This is a genomic window from Streptomyces sp. NPDC019937, assembly GCF_040631655.1.
Classification (GTDB): Bacteria; Actinomycetota; Actinomycetes; order Streptomycetales; family Streptomycetaceae; genus Streptomyces.
The window spans coordinates 112,658-131,340 of sequence record NZ_JBEYAL010000028.1; the positions used below are offsets into that span (position 1 = coordinate 112,658).

Below are 18,683 nucleotides of genomic sequence, written 5' to 3' on the forward strand. Positions count from 1 at the left end.
CGGGGGCGGCCAGGGACAGGGCCTAACCCACGCGCTCGATGCGTGCGTTGCGGATCAGGTTCTTGCCCGGCTCACGGACCTGCTCGAAGGCGGCGTCGTTGAGCAGCGCGCAGCTGCCCGACGTCGAGGTGACGGAGACCGTCGTGGACTTGTCGTTGTCCAGATTGGTCACCTTGAGCTTGGTGCCGGCGGGGAACTGGTTGCTGGACGCGGCCGGTGCTCCGGCCTCGCCGGACAGGGTGACCGTCGAGCCCGCGCAGACCACGTCGCCGTCGGCGGTGTCCCCGGAAGCCGCCGTGTCACCGGAGGCCGCCGCGTCATCCGCCGCGTCCCCGCCGCCCGGCGAGGACGCGGCGGCGGGGGCGTCCACGGCGCAACCGGAGGCCTGCTGCTTCCGCTTGATCTCCTCGATGACCGCCTGCCGGTTGGCGATCCGGGCGTCCGACTGGGCATCCGGGTTCGCCTGCTGGTCGGCGATGAACTTCTGGTTGTTGGCCAGGGCCTGAGTCAAACCGTCGCACGCGGTCGACGCCGACTTGACCGAACTCGGGCCGGTGTCGGCGTTGCCGCTGGTCGCCATCACTCCGGCTCCCGTACCGGCCAGCGCGACCGCGCCGACCAGCAGCATCAGCTTCTTCGGGCGACCGAGGGCTCTTCTGCGCGCCATGTGTGACTCCTTCGCTGGGTTCATGAACCCATACGCGCAGGGAGCCCCTGTCGTCTCACGGATTCTCGCACCGCGTGGCGCGCAGGTCGTGACCGTCGGCCGTCAGACAGCGCCCGGTGGCCAGGTCGTAGCGCCAGCCGTGCAGGGTGCAGGTGAGCACATCGCCCTCGATCTGCCCGAACCGGCCGAGGTCGGCGCGCAGATGGGGACAGCGACGCTGGATCCGCCAGCCGTCGAGTTCGATGTCCTGGCCGTCGTCCTCGCCGGAGGCGTAGTAGTTCTCGACGTACTCGATGCGCTCCATGGACAGGCACTTGAAGAACACGTACAGGAACTCGTTGTACGGCCCGATGCGGCTCGCGGTGAACCGCAACGACAGCAGCAGGCTGTTGGACCAGTCGACCTCGCGCTTGACGACGTTGGTGGCCACCAGGTCGCCCGTGGTGGACAGCGTGTAGCGGCAGCGCTCGCCGTTCCACTCCCGTACCTCCCGCGCCGGGAAATCGATCACGACCGGGATCTCGCCCACGTCCAGCCGGACGGGACCGCCGACTCCCGTGCAGATGTGGTCCGCGCGCGCCAGCAGCGGCTCCCACCACTGCTTCAGCTCGGCCAGCAGCCGCTTCCGCGACAGCGCGGGGGTGCGCGAGGCGCGTTCGGCGGCGAGGGCCGGGCGCTGGCGGCGGGCGAAGTCGCGCAGATAGGCGCGCTTGTCGCCGAAGATGCGGTCGATCTCCTTGTCGGTGTGGCGATGGGTGAGTTTGCAGGCGGTGCCCTCCGGCTCCGCGACCGTGCCCGGCAGCAGCAGATGCGCCGCGACATCCGGCCGCGCCTGCGCGAGCTGGGTCAGGAACTCCCGCTGGTCGGTGAAGATGGACTCGCCGTCGCGGCCGGTGCCGTTGAACTCGAAGAGCGCGTCGTCGAGGAAGCACGGCGGACCCGCGTTGGGGAAGACGTGCTTCGCTTCGACCGCGTCGATGTAGCGCAGCGCCCGGTCGAACTGGCCCTGCCGCTTGCGGGCGGCGAACTCCCGCTTCGCGGAGTCCGGCAGCTGGTAGACCATCGGGTACCAGATCGCCCCGGAGAACTGCACGAAGTACGCGTCGACCTCGCCGAACGCACGGATCGCCGGGATGTCCAGCGGATGCGCGTCGTTCTGGTTGAGGAGCACGGTCCTGCCGTCGTCCAGGGAGAGCGCGGAGTCGCCGATCGGGCCGTCGCCGGGGCCGGTGAGGGCGGTGATCATGATGCGCAGGCCGTCGCGCTCGATCGGCTTTCCGCTCTCGGTGCGCAGGAACCGGGTGAATCCGAGCGCGCGCAGCTCGCGTTCCAGCTCATCGGTGGCGAAGGCGGGCAGCAGCACGGTGATGTCCTTGCGCACGTTGCGGCGCAGGTTCTGCGCGTCGAAGTGGTCCCGGTGCAGATGGGAGACGTAGAGATAGTCCGCGGCCCGCCCGTAGTGCGCCCAGTCCAGGTCCGTGTTGTCCGGGAACGGAAACCACGAGCCGAAGAAGGCGGGGTTGACCCAGGGGTCGCACAGAACCGAACCCGCCGCGGTTTCGATGAAGAGTCCTGCATGTCCAAGTCCGGTGATATGCATACCGCAGCACCCCAACCAGCTCGTCAGGTATGTCGGACACGTCCGACTCTCCCGGTGATTCGGGTGGTGTGCATCCGCAGGTGCGCTCGGCGGGTGACCCGGTACCCGATCACCTGGTGAGAAAGCGGATGTGCGGGCGCCCGTCGGGGCCGTCCGGGGTGACGGCCGTGCGCACCCCGTAGACCTCGGCGATCAGCTCCTCGGTGAGGACGTCCCCGGGGGCGCCCGCGGCCGACACCCGCCCCTCCCGCAGCACCAGCAGCGCGTCGCAGTACATCGCCGCCAGGTTCAGATCGTGCAGCGCGATGACCGTGGTGACCGGCAGGTCCGCGACGAGGGCCAGCAGATCGAGCTGGTGCTGGATGTCGAGGTGGTTGGTCGGCTCGTCCAGCAGCAGTTCCCGGGGTGCTTGCGCGAGGGCGCGGGCGATCTGGGCGCGCTGGCGCTCGCCGCCGGAGAGGGTGTGCCACGACTGCTCGGCCCGGTCCGCGAGACCGGTGCGCTCCAGGGCGTCGCGTACCGCCTCCTCGTCCGCCGCCGACGTCCCCGACCAGGGGCGGCGGTGCGGGATGCGGCCGAGGCCCACCACCTCGCGCACGGTCAGCTCGGACTGGGTGACGGCGTTCTGCTCGACCACCGCGATCCGGCGCGCGACCGCCCTGCGGTGCAGATCCGCCATCGGGCGGCCGTCGAGCGTGACCACGCCCGAGGCGGGAGCCAGCACCCCGGCCAGCAGCCGCAGCAGCGTCGACTTGCCCGAGCCGTTCGGCCCGAGCAGCCCGACGCACGACCCCGGCGCCGGGGTGAGGCTCACCCCGTCCACGATCAGCCGTCCGCCCGCGGCGCGCGCCACGCGCTCCGCGCGCAGGCCCACTCCGGTGCCCGCGTCCGCACTCATGCCGTCCCCGCTCATGCCGTCCCCGCCTTCCGGGTGCGGTACAGGACCAGGACGAAGGCCGGTACGCCGATCAGCGAGGTGACCACGCCCACCGGCACCTCCTGCGGGTCGAGCACGGTACGGGCCAGGGTGTCGACCCACACCAGGAACACCGCTCCGGTCAGCGCCGTCACCGGCAGCAGCCGGGCGTGTCCGGAGCCCACCAGGGCGCGGGCGGCGTGCGGAAGCACCAGCCCGACGAAGCCGATCGCCCCCGCCGAGCTGACCAGCGCCGCGGTCAGCAGCGCGGTGACGGTCAGCAGGACGATCCGGGTGCGGGCCACCCGTACGCCCAGGGTGGCCGCCGCGTCCTGCCCGAACGCGAACGCGTCCAGCGCGTGGGCGTGCACCCCGCACACCAGCAGCGCCACGGCCAGCACCGCCAGCCCCACCCACACCTCGGGCCAGCCCACGTTCGCCAGCGAGCCGAGCAGCCAGAACAGCACTCCGCGGGTCTGCTCCGCGTCCGCCGTCGTCATCACGACGAACGAGGTCAGCGCCGAGAACAGCTGCATCGCGGCCACCCCGGACAGCACCACCCGGTCCGCAGTGCCGCCCAGCACCTGGCTGAGCACCAGCACCAGCGCGAACGACACCACGGCACCCGCGAAGGCACCGGCCGAGACGGACACCGCCCCGCCCCCGGCCCCCAGTACCACCACCGCGACCGCGCCGGTGGACGCGCCCGAGGAGACACCCAGGACGAAGGGGTCCGCGAGCGGGTTGCGCAGCAGCGACTGCATCACCGCCCCGCACACCGCGAGCCCGGCCCCGCACACCGCGGCGAGCAGGGTCCGCGGCAGCCGCAGATCCCACACGATGCCGTTCCGGATCGGCGTCAGGCCGGTGGTGCCCCAGCCCAGATGGGAGGCGACCGTGGCCCACACATCGCCGACCCGGATATCGGCCGGGCCGATCGTGATGGCGAAGGCGATCGACAGCGGCAGCGCCACGGCCCCGGCCGCCCACAGCGCCGGGTACCGCAGCCGTCGTACGCGCGCGGCGGCCGTGCCGGCCGTGCCGACCGTACCGGTCACCGGTCGAGACCGAAGCGGCGCAGCGCGGCGGCCACCTTCTCGATGCCGTCGACCGTACGGATCGACGGATTCATGGCCTGCCCGCTGAGCAGGACGTACCGCTTGTGGCGGACGGCGTCCATCGAGCGGGTGACCGGGTTGGACTCCAGGAAAGCGATCTTCTTCGCGGCGGTCTCGGCCGACTCCTGCTTCCGGGAGAGGTCGCCGAGCACCAGGACGTCGGGGTTACGCTCCGCCACGGTCTCCCAGTTGATCTGCGGCCATTCCTCATGGGCGTCGTCGAAGGCGTTCTTCGCGCCGACCGCGTCGGTGATGATGCCGGGGGCGCCGCAACAGCCCGCCATATAGGGGGAGTCGGAGTTGGCGAACCAGTAGAGCAGGGAGGCGCCGGAGGCGTCGATGCCCCGGGTGGCCTTGGCGACCCGGGACTTCAGCTTGCCGACCAGCGCGTCGCCGCGCTCCTCCACGCCGAAGACCCTGGCCAGGTCGCGGATCTCACCGTAGACGTGGTCCATGGTCAGCGGGGTGGCGCGGCTGCCGTCGCCGTCTCCGCTGTTGTCCTTGGCGCAGTCGGCCGGGGAGACGTACGTCGGCACATCGAGCTTCTCGAACTGCTCACGGGTGGCCACCCCGCCCTTGCCCAGCGTGGACTCGAAGGACGCGGACACGAAGTCCGGCTCCTCGGCGAGCACCTTCTCGAACGAGGGCGCGTTGTCGGCGAGGCGGGGCACGGTGGCGTTCGCCGCGCGCAGCCCGGGCAGGACGGGATCGGTCCAGGTGGCGGTGGCCGACATCCGGCCGGCGAGCCCCAGGGAGAGCAGGATCTCCGTCGAGCCCTGGTTGAGCGACACCGCCCGCCGGGGCGGTGCCTCGATGCGCACCTTCTGGCCGCAGTCGCTCACGGTGCGCGGGTATCCGGGGGCGTCCCCGGAGGGGCCGGCGGACGCCTTGGGGCCGCCGCCGCACGCGGTCAGCAGCAGGGCGCCGGTCAGCAACAGGGTGGCGCGTCGGGCGGGACGTGCTATCGGCACTGGTGGTGGTTCCTCTGGAGAAGGGCGTTCATGGCTGTGTCGGTTCCCCCGGGGCGGAGCCGAAGCCGGCGCGGCGGGTGGGTCAGTGGCGGGGGAGTCCGAGCGGATGCCGCCCCTCATGGGCGCTGGGTGCCGGAACGGCGGGCTGAGCCATGGCGACCTCCTGGGAACACGCGTCCCGGTTGTTGGTACTCGCACGACGGCGCCGGGTCTGACTCGCCCGCCGGACGCCCCGCAGCAGGGGGCCTTTCCGCCGGACACACAGTGGCGCGACCGTGCCGGGTTCTCACCGGGCTTCCGTCACGCCGTCGTTTTCCATGAGACCGTAACGCGCGACACCCGGCCGCCGCTACGGCGCGGTCGCCGGAAGCGGCGCCCCTACGTGGGCGAATGGTACGGAAAAGGGGAACAAGGTGGTGCATGTCACCCTGCTGGCGCCCGCGGTCAACGCGGCCCTGCGGCAGGTGCGTTTCGACGATGCCCCGCCGGACGCGGCCGCCGCGCGGCGGGCCCGGTCCGCCGCGGGTGCCCTGCCGCATCACGACGTGACGTTCACCGCGCCCTCGGCGCGCTGCCGTGGCACCGCGGAAGCCCTCGCCCTGGATGCGGCGGTGGCGCCCGGGCTGCGCGACCTCGACGTGGGCCGCTGGCGCGGCCGGTCCCTGGAGGAGGTGGGGCGGGAGGCGCCCGGGGACGTCGCCGCCTGGCTGGCCGACCCGGTGGCGGCGCCGCACGGCGGTGAAACGCTGCTGGAGCTGATCGAACGGACCGGCGCCTGGCTGGAGTCGAGGGCCGGACAGGGCGGACGGGTGCTCGCCGTCGCCGAACCCGCCGTGATCCGCGCCGCCCTGGTCCACGCGCTGGACCTGCCCCCGCTGACCTTCTGGCGGCTGGACGTCGCCCCGCTCACGGCGACCGCGCTGAGCGGCCGCTCCGGCCGGTGGAACCTGCGCTGCGGCGAGCCGCTGACCGTCCCGGAGTGAGCGGGCCGCACCGCGATTCCCGGCCGTGTCACAACAGCCGCGCTCCGAGGTGAGCGCGACGCCGATCCCGCCCGTATGAAGAGGGAGGGCCCTTGCCGGCCGAGCCCTGGCTCTGGTTGTCGGCGACGCGCTGGATCGACGTAAGGAGACGTGGTGGTGAAGCACACGCGGCGAGGCGTGCGCCATGCAGTACGGTACGCGGCCGTCGGTGCCATGGTCTGTGGCGGACTGCTGGTCGCCCAGACCTCACCGGGCGGATCGGCGCACGGGGCGGAGAGCGGCGGCTCCTCGCAGGTCCTGGACGGGGAGAACGCCCAGGGCGGCGGAAGCACCGATCTCGGGAGCCGGCTGGTGTCCGAGCTGGGCGCGTCCCGTACGGCCGGGAACTGGGTGGCCGCGGACGGGAAGCCGGTGGTCGCGGTGACCGACGCGGACGCGGCCGACGAGGTCAGCCGGGCCGGGGCGCGGCCCAAGCGGGTGCGGTACAGCATGGACCGGCTGAAATCCGCCACCGAGACGCTGCGCTCGGCGCCCCGGGTGGCCGGCACCGCCTGGATGGTCGACCCGAAGTCCAACAAGGTGATGGTGCTGGGCGACAGCACCGTCTCCACCTCCGACTGGTCACGGATGAAGGACATGGCCGCGCCGATGGGCGACGAGGTGAGCATGCGGCGCACTACGGGGACGTTCACCACCAAGACCAACGGCGCCGCCCCGATCTTCACCAACGGCAGCCGCTGCTCGGCCGGTTTCAACGTCACCAACGGCCAGACCGGCTTCATCCTGACGGCCGGGCACTGCGGCCCACCCGGAACGCCCTGGTTCCAGGACGGCTCGGGCAGGACCAGCATCGGCACCACCGTGCAGACCAACTTCCCCGGCAACGACTTCTCCCTGGTGCGCTACGACAACACCAAGCTCGCCCAGAACAGCGTCCTGGACGTGGGCAACAGCCAGCAGGTGAAGATCACCAACGCCGCCGACCCGACCGTGGGCCAGGAGGTCTTCCGCAGCGGCGCCACCTCCGGACTGCGCTCCGGCAAGGTGACGGGGCTGAACGCGACGGTGAACTACCCCGAGGGCAGCGTCAGCGGGCTGATCCAGACCACCGTGTGCGCCGAACCCGGGGACAGCGGCGGCCCGCTCTTCGTCGGGAACACGGCGCTCGGTGTGACCTCGGGCGGCAGCGGCGACTGCACCAAGGGCGGGGTGACCTTCTTCCAGCCCGTGACCAAGGCGATGACGGCGCTCGGCGTGACCATCCCGGGCACCAGGATCGGTGAGGCGGGTGGCTCGGCCGACAACTCCGCCATCGCCTCGGGCGCGCAGACCGCTCAGGACGACGCGAGCTCGTTCGACGGCATCATGGAGCGGGTGCGGGCGTTCGGCCCGGGCCTGTGGATCATCGCCGGTGGCGTCGTCGGCTTCGCCATCAGCCTGCGCCCGCGCCGGCGGCGGTACAACGGATACCGCGCCGGCTGGGGGTGACCGGGCCCCGGCCGGCGCGGGCCGCTCGGCCGGTCCTCCCGGAGCCCCACGCCTCAGCCTTCCGGGACGTCGAGCAGCACGATCCGCTGGGCGCCCCTGGCCTCCCCGGGGTACCGGCTGACCAGATCCAGGCGCAGACGGGAGGTGCGCACCGGGTCGAAGGTGACGACGGTCGGCTCGCCGGAGGTGTCGGCCCAGGTGACCTCCGCCCCGCCGACCGGGGTGAAGCGACGGCCGTCCCAGGCGGAGACGGTGATCGATGCGGGCAGGGAGTGCGTCGCGTCGAGGGTGAAGGACACCTCGACGCGGCGCACTCGGCGTTTCCTGGCCCAGGTCACCGAGACCCAGTCGGCCTCCCTGGCCCCCTCGAAGGCGGGCAGCAGCGCGGTGGCGGGCTTGTGGAAGGCGTTGGACCAGCCGGTGGCCGGGTCGCCGTCCAGCATGGCGGCGGGCAGTGTGTCGGGCGAGCCCGAGTAGCCGGCGTCGGCCAGCGGGTAGGTCGGTGTGGCGGGGCCGGGGTCGGGGGTGAAGGGCGGGGTGGGGGTGGCCCGGGTGGTGGTGCCGCCGGTGGTGCGGACGGTGGTGGTGGCTTTGCGCAGTCCCGTGGCGCGGGCGGTGAGGGTGAGGTGTCCGGGCTTGGTGCCGGTGCGGATGATGGCGAGGGCTTTGCCGTGGTAGGCGGTGCGGGTGCTGGCCTGGTAGCGCTCGGCGCTTTCCTGGCGGCCGTTGTCGACACCGGCGAGGGTGCCGCCGGTGACGTGGAAGGAGATGAGGTGGTCGGCGTTGGGGACGACCACGCCGTGGGTGTCGACCACTTCGGCGGTGATGAAGCACAGTGAGCGGCCGTCGGCGTTGGCGGTGGTGCGGTCGGGGGTGAGGCGGATGGCGTGGGGGCGTCCGGCCGTGCGCAGGATGTCGGTGGCGACGGCGCGGCCGTCGCGGCGGGCCACGGCTTTGAGTTCGCCGGGTGCGTAGGGGACTTTCCAGGTGAGGTGGAGTTTGCCGGCGCTGCCGTTGGGGCTGGTGTAGCTGCCGGGGTAGGGGCCGGAGGTGACGGTTTTGTCGTCGCCGGTGGCTTCGGTGGTTTCCAGGTAGGTGCGGCCGTCGGTGGTCTTCTTGGTGTCGAAGCGGCGTATGCCGAGGGAGTGGCCGTTGAGGAACAGTTCCACGGTGTCCACGTTGGCGTAGGCCCAGACCTCGACGGTCTCGCCCGGCCGGTGGTCGGTCCAGTTCATCGGCACCAGATGGACCATCGGCTCACTGGTCCACTGGCTCCTGAACAGGTGGTACATGTCCTTGGGGAACCCGGCCGTGTCCACCGCGCCGAAGAAGGACGCCTTCACCGGGAACACGTCGTACGGGGTGGGCTCGCCGATGTAGTCGATGCCGGACCACAGGAACTGCCCGGTGAAGAACTTCCGGTCGCGATCCTTCTTCAGCCCGTACTCGCCGCTCATGGTCCAGGAGGCGAGGTTGTTGTCGTAGCTGGACGGTTCGCGCTTGCCGGGGGTGTGGTTCTCCCCGGTGTTGAGGTGTTCGGGCTCCTGATAGGCCCCGCGGGAGGAGGTTTCGGAGGAGGACTCGGACTCGAAGAGGAACAGGTGCGGATAGCGGGCGTGCAGGGCGTCCACCGAGGCCGCGGTGTTGTAGTTGAGACCCAGCCCGTCCAGCTTGGCGAGCATGCGGTCGGCGGCCGAGCCGGGGGACGGCAGGGAGCGGTACTTGTCGGAGCCGATCACGACCGGCCGGGTGTCGTCGGCCTTCCTGACCGCGTCGATCAGCCGCTCCGCCATGCCCAGTCCGGCGTTGCTGGTGGAGTCGGGGATCTCGTTGCCGATGGACCACATGATGACGGCGGGGGAGTTGCGGGCGGCGCGCACCATCTCGGTGATGTCCGCCTCACAGTGCTCGTCGAAGAAGCGCCCGTAGTCGTACGGGTTCTTCCCCGTGCGCCAGCAGTCGAACGCCTCCACCAGCATGACGATGCCCAGCCGCTCGCAGATCTCGATCATCTCCGGAGCGGGCGGATTGTGCGAGGTGCGCAGGGCGTTGACGCCCATGCTCTTCATGATGGTCAGCTGGCGCAGCGCGGCGTCGGCGTGGAACGCGGCGCCGAGCGCCCCCAGGTCATGGTGGAGGTCGACGCCCTGGAGCTTGGTGTATTGGCCGTTGAGGGTGAGGCCGTGGTCGGGGTCGATGGTGACGTGGCGGATGCCGAAGGGGGTGCGGTAGCGGTCGGTGGTCCGGTCCCCGGTCCGTAGCTCGGTCTCCAGGGTGTAGCGCTGGGGTGTGTCGAGGGACCACAGCCGTGGTGAGTCGACGGTCATCTCCTGGGTGGCGTCGCGGGTGGTGTCGGCGCCGACGGTGAGGGGGGAGCGGGCGTGGGTGACCGTGCGGCCGTCGGGGTCCTTGAGGGTGGAGAGGACGGTGAGGGACTTCTCTTCGCCCGACGCGTTGACGACGCTGGTGCGGACCCGGACGGTGGCGTGGTTTTCGCTCAGGGTGGGGGTGGTGACGTGGGTGCCCCAGCGGGCCACGTGGACGGGGTCGGTGATGACGAGGCGGGCGTGGCGGTAGATGCCGCTGCCGGAGTACCAGCGGCTGCTGGGCAGCTGGTTGCGGACTTTGACGGCGAGGATGTTGGGGGTGGTGCCGTCGGTGTGGACCACGTCGGTGAGGTCGAGGGCGAAGCCGGTGTAGCCGTAGGGGTGGTTGCCGATGAGCTTGCCGTTGCAGTAGACGTACGCGTCCATGTACACGCCGTCGAACTCGACGGAGATCCGCTTGCCCGCGGCCCCGGGTGGCAGTGTGAAGGACTTGCGGTACCAGCCGAGCCCGCCGGGCAGGAAGCCGGTGCCGCCCGTGGTGCCGTGCTCGGTGGTCGGTGTGCGTTCGATGCTCCAGTCGTGCGGCACCGCGACCGTACGCCATGCGGAGTCGTCGTGGCCGGGCTCATGGGCGTTGTCGTAGTCGCCGCTCGGGTCGGCGTTCCCGTCCGGGGTGACGAGGGCGAACCGCCAGCCGTCGTCGAGCGGGATGCTCCGCCCGCCGGTGGACCGGGACGTGGCGGGCGCGGAGGCGGCCGCCTGTGCGGGGATGCCGGTGGCGAGCGTCCCCGCCATGGGCGCGGCGCTGCCGGCGATCAGCAGCGATCTACGAGTGACCGCCATGGCGATCCCCTTCTCTTCGATTATGTTGCTTCTTGGGAGTGCCCAACGGCATCAACTCCCCTTTGCTGAACAGATTCTGACAGTTTCGAACAGGTCGATGTCAAGGCCCGTGCTTCAGCCGCACCTCGTCCGCCGAGCAGATCTCGACGCCCATGTTCCGCTCCATCATCTGCAGCGCGGCCTCCGCCAGGTCACGGTGGATGTGCGCCACCGCGTCGTACGGCACGGCCACCGTCAGATGGCGGACATGGGCGTCGAGGGCGGAGTAGAGCACGCACTGCTCGGTGACCTGACCGCACAGGACGATGCGGCTGATGCCGTGCTGCCCCAGCAGATACTCCAGCGGCGTCTCGTAGAAGATCGAGTGCCGGGCCTTGACGACGAAGAGCGAGTCCTCGTCGGGCCGGACGGGCTCCACCAGATCGGCGTGCGGCGACCGCAGCGCCGTGTCCAGGAGTTCGTCGTGGTGCGAGCGCCAGCGGCCGAAGTTGTCATTGACGTAGATGACCTCGACCCCGGCCTTCCGGGCCCTGGTCACCAGCTTCCGCACCGCGGGCAGCGCCTCGCGGACGGAGGGGAGCAGCAGCTCGGCGTCCTCATGGTCATACGTGTTGATCATGTCGATGACGATGAGCGCGGTGTCGTCGTCCATGCCAGTGCCCCAGGGGTCGTCGATCAGGCCAGCAGGCTCCCGTCGAGATGGGCCAGCAGATCCGCCGGACTCTCCCGGATCTCGGCCGCCCCGGCTTCCAGCAGCGCCTCGCGGGGGACGCCACCGGACAGCAGCGCCACACAGGGCACCCCGGCCTTCCGGCACGCCTCCACGTCCCAGACGCTGTCGCCGACGAAGACCGCGTCCCCGGGCGGCACTCCGGCCCGCTCCAGGGCCCGTTCGACCAGGTCGGGCGCGGGCTTGCCCTCCTCGACGTCGTCCGAGCTGAGCGCGTCGCCGGTCATGTCGTCGGCGCCGATCGCCGCCCGCATGGCCGCCAGTTCGTCCTGGCCGGCGGAGCTGGCCAGCACCACATGACGCCCGCGGTCCGCCACCGCGCGCAGCAGTTCCCCGGCGCCTTCGAAGGCGGGCAGCCGGCCGAAGTACGTGGCGTACAGGGTCTTGTGCGCGCCAATGATGCTCTCGTCCCGGGAACGGTCCCGGTCCTCGCCCAGCAGATGGTCCAGGAGCCGGTCGGAGCTCCTGCCGATGGCGAGGTGGACCTGCCGCATCGGCACCGCGTGCCCCGCCTGCCGGAACGCCTCCCACCAGGCCACGGTGTGCAGGTAGTTGGTGTCCACGAGTGTGCCGTCCACGTCGAACAGCGCGGCCCTCCGTACGGCGGTCATGGTCTCCTCCCGGGGGTGGGAAAGGGAAAGTGGCCCCCACCCGTGGCGGGGGCCACCTCGTGTGGTGGGGGGTTTCCGGCCTCAGATCTCATAGTGGTGCCGGTGATGTGGGTCGGGATCCTCGACCACCGGAGGCGTCGCGGCCGTCGGCGGGATCATTCGCCGCCGCTTGTAGACACTGACGTACGCGGCCATGCCGATGAATCCGACGGCCATGAGGATCAGGCCCACCAAATGCACATTGAATCCACTGCTGTTCCAGTCCGTCGCGAAGGTGAGGATGCCTCCGATCGCGACCATGAGGATGCAACCGCCCAAGCCCATGAGTATTGCCTCCGAACATCAGTTAGCTCTCTTCCGGGCCGGTCCGTTTTCGGGTACCCCCCAACGGCCCCTCCAATCTCAGGAGCGGCTGCCCTCCGCATCGGCGTCCGCGGCCACCGCCTCGTCGAGCGCCTTGAGGTCCCGGCGGGCCCGGGCGCGGTCCTTGGCGGACGCGTCCGTGACGTCCAGGAAGATCTGGTCGGCGTGCCGCCAGACCTCCGCCATCTTGGCCTTGACCCGCACCAGGACCTCCTCGACCTCTTCGCTGTCGAGCCCGGAGACGAGATCGATCCGGGCCGCGACCAGCGTGGATTCGGTGCCCAGGCGCATCGTCAGCAGCGTGGTCACCGTGTCGATCTCCGGCTGCTCGTCGAGGAAGTGCCGTATCTCCCGCCGCTGCGCCGGATCGATCGCCTCACCGATCAGCCGGCCGCGCGACTCCATGGCCAGCCGGTAGGCCACGTAGACCAGCAGCGCCCCGATCAGGAACGACGCCACCGCCTCGTACACCCCGTCGCCGGTGATCATGTGGAGCCACATGCCGAGGAGGGCGAACACCACGCCGAGGCAGGCGGTGGAGTCCTCGGCCAGCACGGTGCGCAGCGTGGGATCGCTCCCCGCGCGGATCTCGGCGAGCATGCCGTGGCCCGCCTTCCGGGCGTTGCCGCGGACCTGGATCAGGGCGCGGACCAGCGAGGAGCCCTCCGCGATGAGGGCCACCCCCAGCACGGCGAGGCCGACCAGATAGCCGGTGTGGTCCTCCGAACTGCCCGACTGCAGTGCCTCGGCGCCCTGGAAGAAGGAGAAGCAGCCGCCCATGACGAAGATGCCGACGGCGGCGAGCAGCGCCCAGAAGTACCGCTCCTTGCCGTAGCCGAAGGGGTGCTGGGCATCGGGGGCGTGCTTACTGCGTTTGAGGGAGGCGAGCAGGAACACCTCGTTGAGGCTGTCCGCGACCGAGTGGGCGGCCTCGGAGAGCAGCGCGGGGGAGCCCGTGAAGACCCCGCCGATCGCCTTGGCGAGGGCGATGACGAGGTTGGCGCCGAGCGCGACGAGCACGGTGACCGCGGTTCTGGTGTCCTCGCCGGACCGGGGACCGGTGGTGTGTGCCGCGGATTCGCTCATCGTGGGACTCCGTTACGTCGACTCGTCGGTGTCCCACTCTGGTGTCCCGAAGCGGCGGCCTTAACCGTCCCGCCCGCCCGGAACGCGGCACGCCCCGGGGAGAACCACTCCCGCGGGGCGTGCCGGTTCCTCCGGTCGGAGGTGGTCCGGCCGGCGTAGCGTCCGGCCGGACCGTCCGGTCGTCGGTCGGTGCGGGTCAGCCGGTGGGCCCGCCACCGGGCCCGGCCGGAACCTTGGGCATCGGGGTGAACACGTCCAGCCCCATCACAGCCGCGATCACCAGGCCGATGACGCCGAGCGCCACCGCGCCCCAGGCCACGGCCGTGACCCAGGTGGTTCCCGAGGCCGACGCGGCGGTGCGCTGCCGCAGCAGCACCACGGCGGCGATGACCACGGCGGCGAGCCCGAACAGCCCGTTGAAGAAGGCCGTGGTGTGCCACGGCGTGCCGTAGACCGCTTCGATCTGGTTGGCGGCGGCCCCGGACTGGGCCTTGATCTGCCCGGTCAGCTGCTCACGCTCCTGCAGCATGGTGCCGAGCCAGGTGCCGGTGAGTGACGCGAGGCCGAGGCCCGCGGAGGCCACGGCCGCGGCACCGGAGAACACCCCGGAGGAGGCCGCCGGGGTGGCCGGAGCGGTCGCGGGCTCGTCGGGACGGTCCGCGGCCGCGTCGGTGGCGGACTCCTCGGCGGGAGCCTCGGTGTGCGGTTCCTTCGGGTCGGAAACAGCGTTTCGGACACCCTCCGCCGTTGCTTCTTCGGCTTCTGCGGGCTGCGCTGTGCGGTCGGTCGGTCGGTCCGTCTTGGTGGTGTCCATGGGGCGGACCGTAGGTGCCGAAAATGAGAGTCCGCTGAGAATGAGCCCCGGCCTCCGGCCGGGTGCGGCCGACCGGTGCGCGCGGGCCGCTGCGCATACGCTGGCCAGGCAGTCTCACGATGGCTGAAACTCTTCGCCGCACCCGACAGGAGCACATCGTGACCGGCCCTCCTCGACGTCGCTCCGCCCCGCAGGGCGGCTCGCGGCACCGGCTGCGCACATGGCTGCTGGAGGGCCAGACCGACATGGCCAAGCGGCAGCCCGGGCCGCACGCCGAACCCGAGGGCGCCGAGCGGGGCCGCCCGTGGTGGCGGGTCATGTGCCTGACCGGCCTCGACTACTTCTCGACCCTCGGCTACCAGCCCGGTATCGCCGCCCTCGCCGCCGGGCTGCTCTCCCCGCTGGCCACGGTCGTGCTGGTGGTGGTGACCCTCGCGGGCGCGCTGCCGGTCTACCGGCGGGTGGCCGTCGAGAGCCCCCACGGCCAGGGCTCGATCGCGATGCTGGAGCGGCTGCTGACGTTCTGGAAGGGCAAGCTCTTCGTCCTCACCATGCTCGGCTTCGCCGCGACCGACTTCCTGATCACCATCACCCTCTCGGCCGCCGACGCCACCGCCCACCTGGTGGAGAACCCCCACTCCACCGACCTGCTGCGCGGCCATGAGGTGGCCGTCACCCTCGTCCTCATCGGGCTCCTCGGCGCGGTCTTCCTCAAGGGCTTCACCGAGGCCATCGGACTGGCCGTCGTCCTGGTCGGCGTCTATCTGCTGCTCAACGCCGTCGTGGTGGCCGTGGGGCTGTGGCACGTCTTCACCGCACCGCACGTCATCACCGACTGGACCACCGCGCTCACCGCCCAGCGGGGCAGCCCGCTGGTCATCATCGCCGTATCCCTGGTGATCTTCCCCAAGCTGGCGCTCGGGCTGTCCGGGTTCGAGACCGGTGTCGCCGTCATGCCGCACATCGAGGGCGAACCCGGCGACACCGAGGAGCGCCCCACCGGCCGTATCCACGGCACCCGGAAGCTGCTCACCACCGCCGCGGTCATCATGAGCGTCTTCCTGATCACCTCCAGCCTGATCACCACCCTGCTGATCCCCCAGCACGCGTTCCAGCCCGGCGGCCCGGCCAACGGCCGCGCCCTGGCCTACCTCGCCCATGGATACCTGGGATCCGCCTTCGGCAGCGTCTACGACGCCGCCACCATCGCCATCCTCTGGTTCGCCGGCGCCTCCGCCATGGCCGGGCTGCTCAACCTCATGCCCCGCTACCTCCCGCGCTACGGCATGGCCCCCCACTGGGCGCGCGCGGTGCGCCCGATGGTGCTCGTCTTCACCCTCATCGCGTTCCTGGTGACCTGGCTGTTCAGGGCCAATGTGGACGCCCAGGGCGGGGCGTACGCCACCGGTGTCCTCGTCCTCATCACCTCCGCCGCGATCGCCGTCACCATCGCCGCGCGGCGCGCCCGGGAGCACGGCTGGACCCTCGGCTTCGGGACCATCGCGGTCGTCTTCCTCTACACCACGGCCGCCAACGTCGTCGAGCGGCCCGACGGCGTCAAGATCGGCGCGTGTTTCATCGGCGGCATCATGGCCGTGTCCCTGCTGTCCCGGGTCGCCCGCGCCTTCGAGCTGCGGGTCACCAGCGTCGCCTTCGACGGCATGGCCCAGCGCTTCATCCGCGACACGGCGCACCGCAAGATCCGGTTCATCGCCAATAAGCCACAGGCCTGTGACCTGGCCGAATACCGTGACAAGGAGCAGCAGGTCCGGGCCGACAACGACATCCCGCCCGAGGACGACATCATCTTCGTCGAGGTCACCGTCGCCGACCCGTCGGAGTTCGAGAGCGAGCTGCGGGTGCGCGGAAAGGTGATGCACGGCCGCTACCGGGTGCTCACCATGGAGAGCGCCACCGTCGCCAACGCGCTCGCCGCCATGCTGCTGGCGGTGCGCGACGAAGCCGGTCAGCGGCCGCACATCCACTTCGAGTGGACCGAGGGCAACCCCCTCGCCCACTTCCTCCGCTTCTTCCTCTTCGGCCAGGGCGAGGTGGCCCCCGTCACCCGCGAAGTGCTCCGCGAGGCCGAACCCGACCGCGACCGGCGCCCCCACATCCACGTCGGCTGACCGCCGCACGGCCCCTCACGGCCCGCCACCCGCCACGACCATCCGCCACCGCACCTCGCCGTCCTGCCGGTGGGAGGTGGGCGCGAGCCCGGCGGCGCGGGCGACGGCCGCCGAGGCCGCGTGGCGCGGGTGGATGTGCGCGACGACCTGGGTGACGCAGCGGGCGGTGAGCCACCCCACCAGGGCCCGGGCCGCCTCCGTGGCGTATCCCCGGCCCTGCCACGGCACGCCCACCACCCAGGCGACCTCGGCGGTACGGTCGGCCGCGGGTCCGCCGACCGTGGCCTGGACCGTGCCCACCAGGCACCGCTCGGCCGCCGCGTGGAGCACCCAGTTGCACCAGGCCACCTCCGGGTCCGGCGAGCCCGCGGCCAGGCGCTCGTACCGGGCGCGCAGCGCCGCGGGGTACAGGGGCGCGCCGCCGGTGAAGGTGTGCAGGGCCGGGTCGGACAGCACGTCCGCCATCTCCGGCGCGTGGCCGGGCAGCAGCGGCCGCAGCTCCAGCCGCGCGGTGGGGATGACCGCCGCGCGGCCGGAGCGGCTCACTCGGCCGCCGCGGCCACGGGCTCGTCGGCCGACAGGCTGTCCATGAACGAGCTGACCGAGAACACGGCCCGCCCGGGCCCGGCCGGGCCGTAGCCGGGGGGCGAGGTCAGCCCGTACTCCTCCAGCGTCGCCCGGTAGGTCTCCAGCAGCCGGATGTGGTACTCCAGCGGCGCGCCCTGCGGATTGGCCTTGCCCAGCGGCGTGGTCGGCTCCGGGCACCAGGTGGTGAACCGGGGGACGACGCCGTTGGACATGAAGAACCGCAGCCCCTCGGCGGTCGAGTCGATGGCCTCGTCCACGCTGGTGAAGCCGAACGGCTCGGCCATCTCCACGCCCGCCACGAAGTTGGGGATCACATTGCGCGCGCCGAACACCTCGGTCGAGTCCAGGATCCGCCGGTGCCACTCGTCCCGGCCGACGTAGCGCTCCTTGCCCGGGCAGTACAGCTCGAACAGCCGCCGGTCCCACACCTCGAAGTTGGGGTGGTAGATGCGGATGCCGTAGTCATGGAACCGCTGCACATCGTCGCGCGGCAGCGCCTGCGCCACCACCTTGCCGATCCAGCGGCCCGGGAAGCGCTCCTCGATGGCCTTCGCGTAGTGGCCGTAGAAGTCGGCTTCGTCGCGGCCGCCGACGTGCGTGGTGATCGAGCCACCGGTGAGGGTGTACGCCTGGGAGGCGCCGGCGGTGTCGTGCCGGTCGATGATCTCCAGCGCCTCCAGCACCTCCTCGACCGGCTTGACCCCGGTGTACGGACGGCCCGCCGCCTTGTGCTGGCGCCAGTTGTGGTTGATGTCGCAGTACTGGCACTCCTCCTTGGCACCGAAGTACTGGCACACCCGGAACACCGTCAGATAGACCAGATAGCCCCACTGGATGGTCGGCGCGACCTCCATCACCGACTTGCCGTTCGACAGCGTGTGCCGGTAGTACTCCGGCATCGGCGGCAGGCCGACGTCCGCGATCCGGGTCCCGTCCAGATACAGCCCCAGCGCCCCGTCCTCCCCGGCCCGCACCACGTACGGCGAGTCCGGGTTGACGCGCACCGACACCACGGTGCGCCGCAGCCCGTACGGCCCACCGGTGAGCACGATCTCCTCCGGCGGCCGGTTGAGCGCGGCGGCGCCCAGCTCGGGAAGGGTGCGGTGGTCGAAGGAGAAGATGAAGTACGACTTCGGCTTGACGTCCCCGTCGTCCCCGCCGCTGAGCGCGGAGTCGTCGAAGGCCATGCCGCCGCGCAGCAGGTCCTCCTTGATCACCGCCTCCGGCGGCACCTGCGGGAAGCGCCCCATCAGCTCCTCGACCAGCGCGGTACGGTTCGGACTCGTCATCTGCTGCACCATCCCTGACTCGATGAGATTCGCCGGCTCCCCCGCAGGTCTTCTCGTCCCGCCACCCTAGTGACCTGAGTCGGAGGTTTGTCGTTGGTTCGGTATGAGTCGTCCGGGTCCGAAGATTCCGCCGTTGTCACTGACTGATGCCCAGCGGGCG

The 18,683-nt window shown here is 71.3% G+C and carries 16 protein-coding genes; 3 read left to right on the forward strand and 13 right to left on the reverse strand.

Annotated features, from left to right (window positions below; translation table 11 throughout):
* Positions 1-22 precede the first annotated feature (22 nt).
* From ABZ562_RS26765 to ABZ562_RS26785, 5 genes are all read right to left on the reverse strand, one after another.
* Positions 23-667 carry a hypothetical protein gene (locus tag ABZ562_RS26765; RefSeq protein ID WP_361484334.1) on the reverse strand — a complete coding sequence of 215 codons (645 nt, stop codon included), beginning with the start codon at positions 665-667 and terminating at the stop codon, positions 23-25.
* 55 nt (positions 668-722) lie between these two features.
* Positions 723-2,267 carry a Rieske 2Fe-2S domain-containing protein gene (locus tag ABZ562_RS26770; RefSeq protein WP_361484336.1) on the reverse strand — a complete coding sequence of 515 codons (1,545 nt, stop codon included), beginning with the start codon at positions 2,265-2,267 and terminating at the stop codon, positions 723-725.
* Positions 2,268-2,376: 109 nt separating this feature from the next.
* Positions 2,377-3,165 carry an ABC transporter ATP-binding protein gene (locus ABZ562_RS26775; protein ID WP_361484338.1) on the reverse strand — a complete coding sequence of 263 codons (789 nt, stop codon included), beginning with the start codon at positions 3,163-3,165 and terminating at the stop codon, positions 2,377-2,379.
* An 11-nt stretch (positions 3,166-3,176) separates the two neighbouring features.
* On the reverse strand, positions 3,177-4,190 hold the full coding sequence (locus ABZ562_RS26780; RefSeq protein WP_361484367.1) for an iron chelate uptake ABC transporter family permease subunit: 1,014 nt from the start codon (positions 4,188-4,190) through the stop codon (positions 3,177-3,179).
* A 47-nt stretch (positions 4,191-4,237) separates the two neighbouring features.
* Positions 4,238-5,272 carry an ABC transporter substrate-binding protein gene (locus ABZ562_RS26785; RefSeq protein WP_361484340.1) on the reverse strand — a complete coding sequence of 345 codons (1,035 nt, stop codon included), beginning with the start codon at positions 5,270-5,272 and terminating at the stop codon, positions 4,238-4,240.
* A 413-nt stretch (positions 5,273-5,685) separates the two neighbouring features.
* On the opposite strand from ABZ562_RS26785, the gene ABZ562_RS26790 reads away from it, so the two are divergent.
* Both ABZ562_RS26790 and ABZ562_RS26795 read left to right on the forward strand, forming a co-directional pair.
* A complete protein-coding gene (locus ABZ562_RS26790) occupies positions 5,686-6,255 on the forward strand; it encodes a histidine phosphatase family protein (protein ID WP_361484342.1) in 570 nt (189 codons plus the stop codon).
* Positions 6,256-6,468: 213 nt separating this feature from the next.
* Positions 6,469-7,743, forward strand: coding sequence for a S1 family peptidase (locus ABZ562_RS26795; protein WP_361484369.1), 1,275 nt, complete (start codon positions 6,469-6,471; stop codon positions 7,741-7,743).
* Positions 7,744-7,796: 53 nt separating this feature from the next.
* Here ABZ562_RS26795 and ABZ562_RS26800 read toward each other — a convergent pair whose 3' ends face one another.
* The 6 genes from ABZ562_RS26800 to ABZ562_RS26825 all read right to left on the reverse strand — a co-directional run bounded on the left by ABZ562_RS26800 (position 7,797) and on the right by ABZ562_RS26825 (position 14,517).
* Positions 7,797-10,913 carry a glycoside hydrolase family 2 TIM barrel-domain containing protein gene (locus ABZ562_RS26800; RefSeq protein WP_361484344.1) on the reverse strand — a complete coding sequence of 1,039 codons (3,117 nt, stop codon included), beginning with the start codon at positions 10,911-10,913 and terminating at the stop codon, positions 7,797-7,799.
* Between the two features lie 100 nt (positions 10,914-11,013).
* The gene (locus ABZ562_RS26805; protein WP_361484346.1) at positions 11,014-11,565 is read right to left on the reverse strand and encodes an isochorismatase family cysteine hydrolase; all 552 of its coding nucleotides are present in this window, start codon (positions 11,563-11,565) and stop codon (positions 11,014-11,016) included.
* Between the two features lie 23 nt (positions 11,566-11,588).
* Complete coding sequence (locus ABZ562_RS26810) at positions 11,589-12,254, reverse strand: HAD family hydrolase (RefSeq protein WP_361484348.1); 666 nt, start codon at positions 12,252-12,254, stop codon at positions 11,589-11,591.
* Positions 12,255-12,335: 81 nt separating this feature from the next.
* Positions 12,336-12,578 carry a hypothetical protein gene (locus tag ABZ562_RS26815; protein ID WP_055552259.1) on the reverse strand — a complete coding sequence of 81 codons (243 nt, stop codon included), beginning with the start codon at positions 12,576-12,578 and terminating at the stop codon, positions 12,336-12,338.
* 78 nt (positions 12,579-12,656) lie between these two features.
* The gene (locus tag ABZ562_RS26820; protein ID WP_361484350.1) at positions 12,657-13,703 is read right to left on the reverse strand and encodes a cation diffusion facilitator family transporter; all 1,047 of its coding nucleotides are present in this window, start codon (positions 13,701-13,703) and stop codon (positions 12,657-12,659) included.
* A gap of 196 nt (positions 13,704-13,899) precedes the next feature.
* Complete coding sequence (locus tag ABZ562_RS26825; RefSeq protein WP_361484352.1) at positions 13,900-14,517, reverse strand: hypothetical protein; 618 nt, start codon at positions 14,515-14,517, stop codon at positions 13,900-13,902.
* Between the two features lie 245 nt (positions 14,518-14,762).
* Between ABZ562_RS26825 and ABZ562_RS26830 the strand changes: the two genes are divergently transcribed.
* On the forward strand, positions 14,763-16,646 hold the full coding sequence (locus ABZ562_RS26830) for an amino acid transporter (RefSeq protein ID WP_361484371.1): 1,884 nt from the start codon (positions 14,763-14,765) through the stop codon (positions 16,644-16,646).
* A gap of 15 nt (positions 16,647-16,661) precedes the next feature.
* Here the strand turns inward: ABZ562_RS26830 and ABZ562_RS26835 are convergent, their stop codons facing one another.
* Together ABZ562_RS26835 and ABZ562_RS26840 are read right to left on the reverse strand one after the other, a co-directional pair.
* Positions 16,662-17,192, reverse strand: a complete 531-nt coding sequence (locus tag ABZ562_RS26835; protein ID WP_361484354.1) for a GNAT family N-acetyltransferase — start codon at positions 17,190-17,192, stop codon at positions 16,662-16,664.
* On the reverse strand, positions 17,189-18,523 hold the full coding sequence (locus ABZ562_RS26840) for a radical SAM protein (protein WP_361484356.1): 1,335 nt from the start codon (positions 18,521-18,523) through the stop codon (positions 17,189-17,191). The genes ABZ562_RS26835 and ABZ562_RS26840 overlap by 4 nt, the downstream gene beginning before the upstream one ends.
* Positions 18,524-18,683 lie beyond the last annotated feature (160 nt).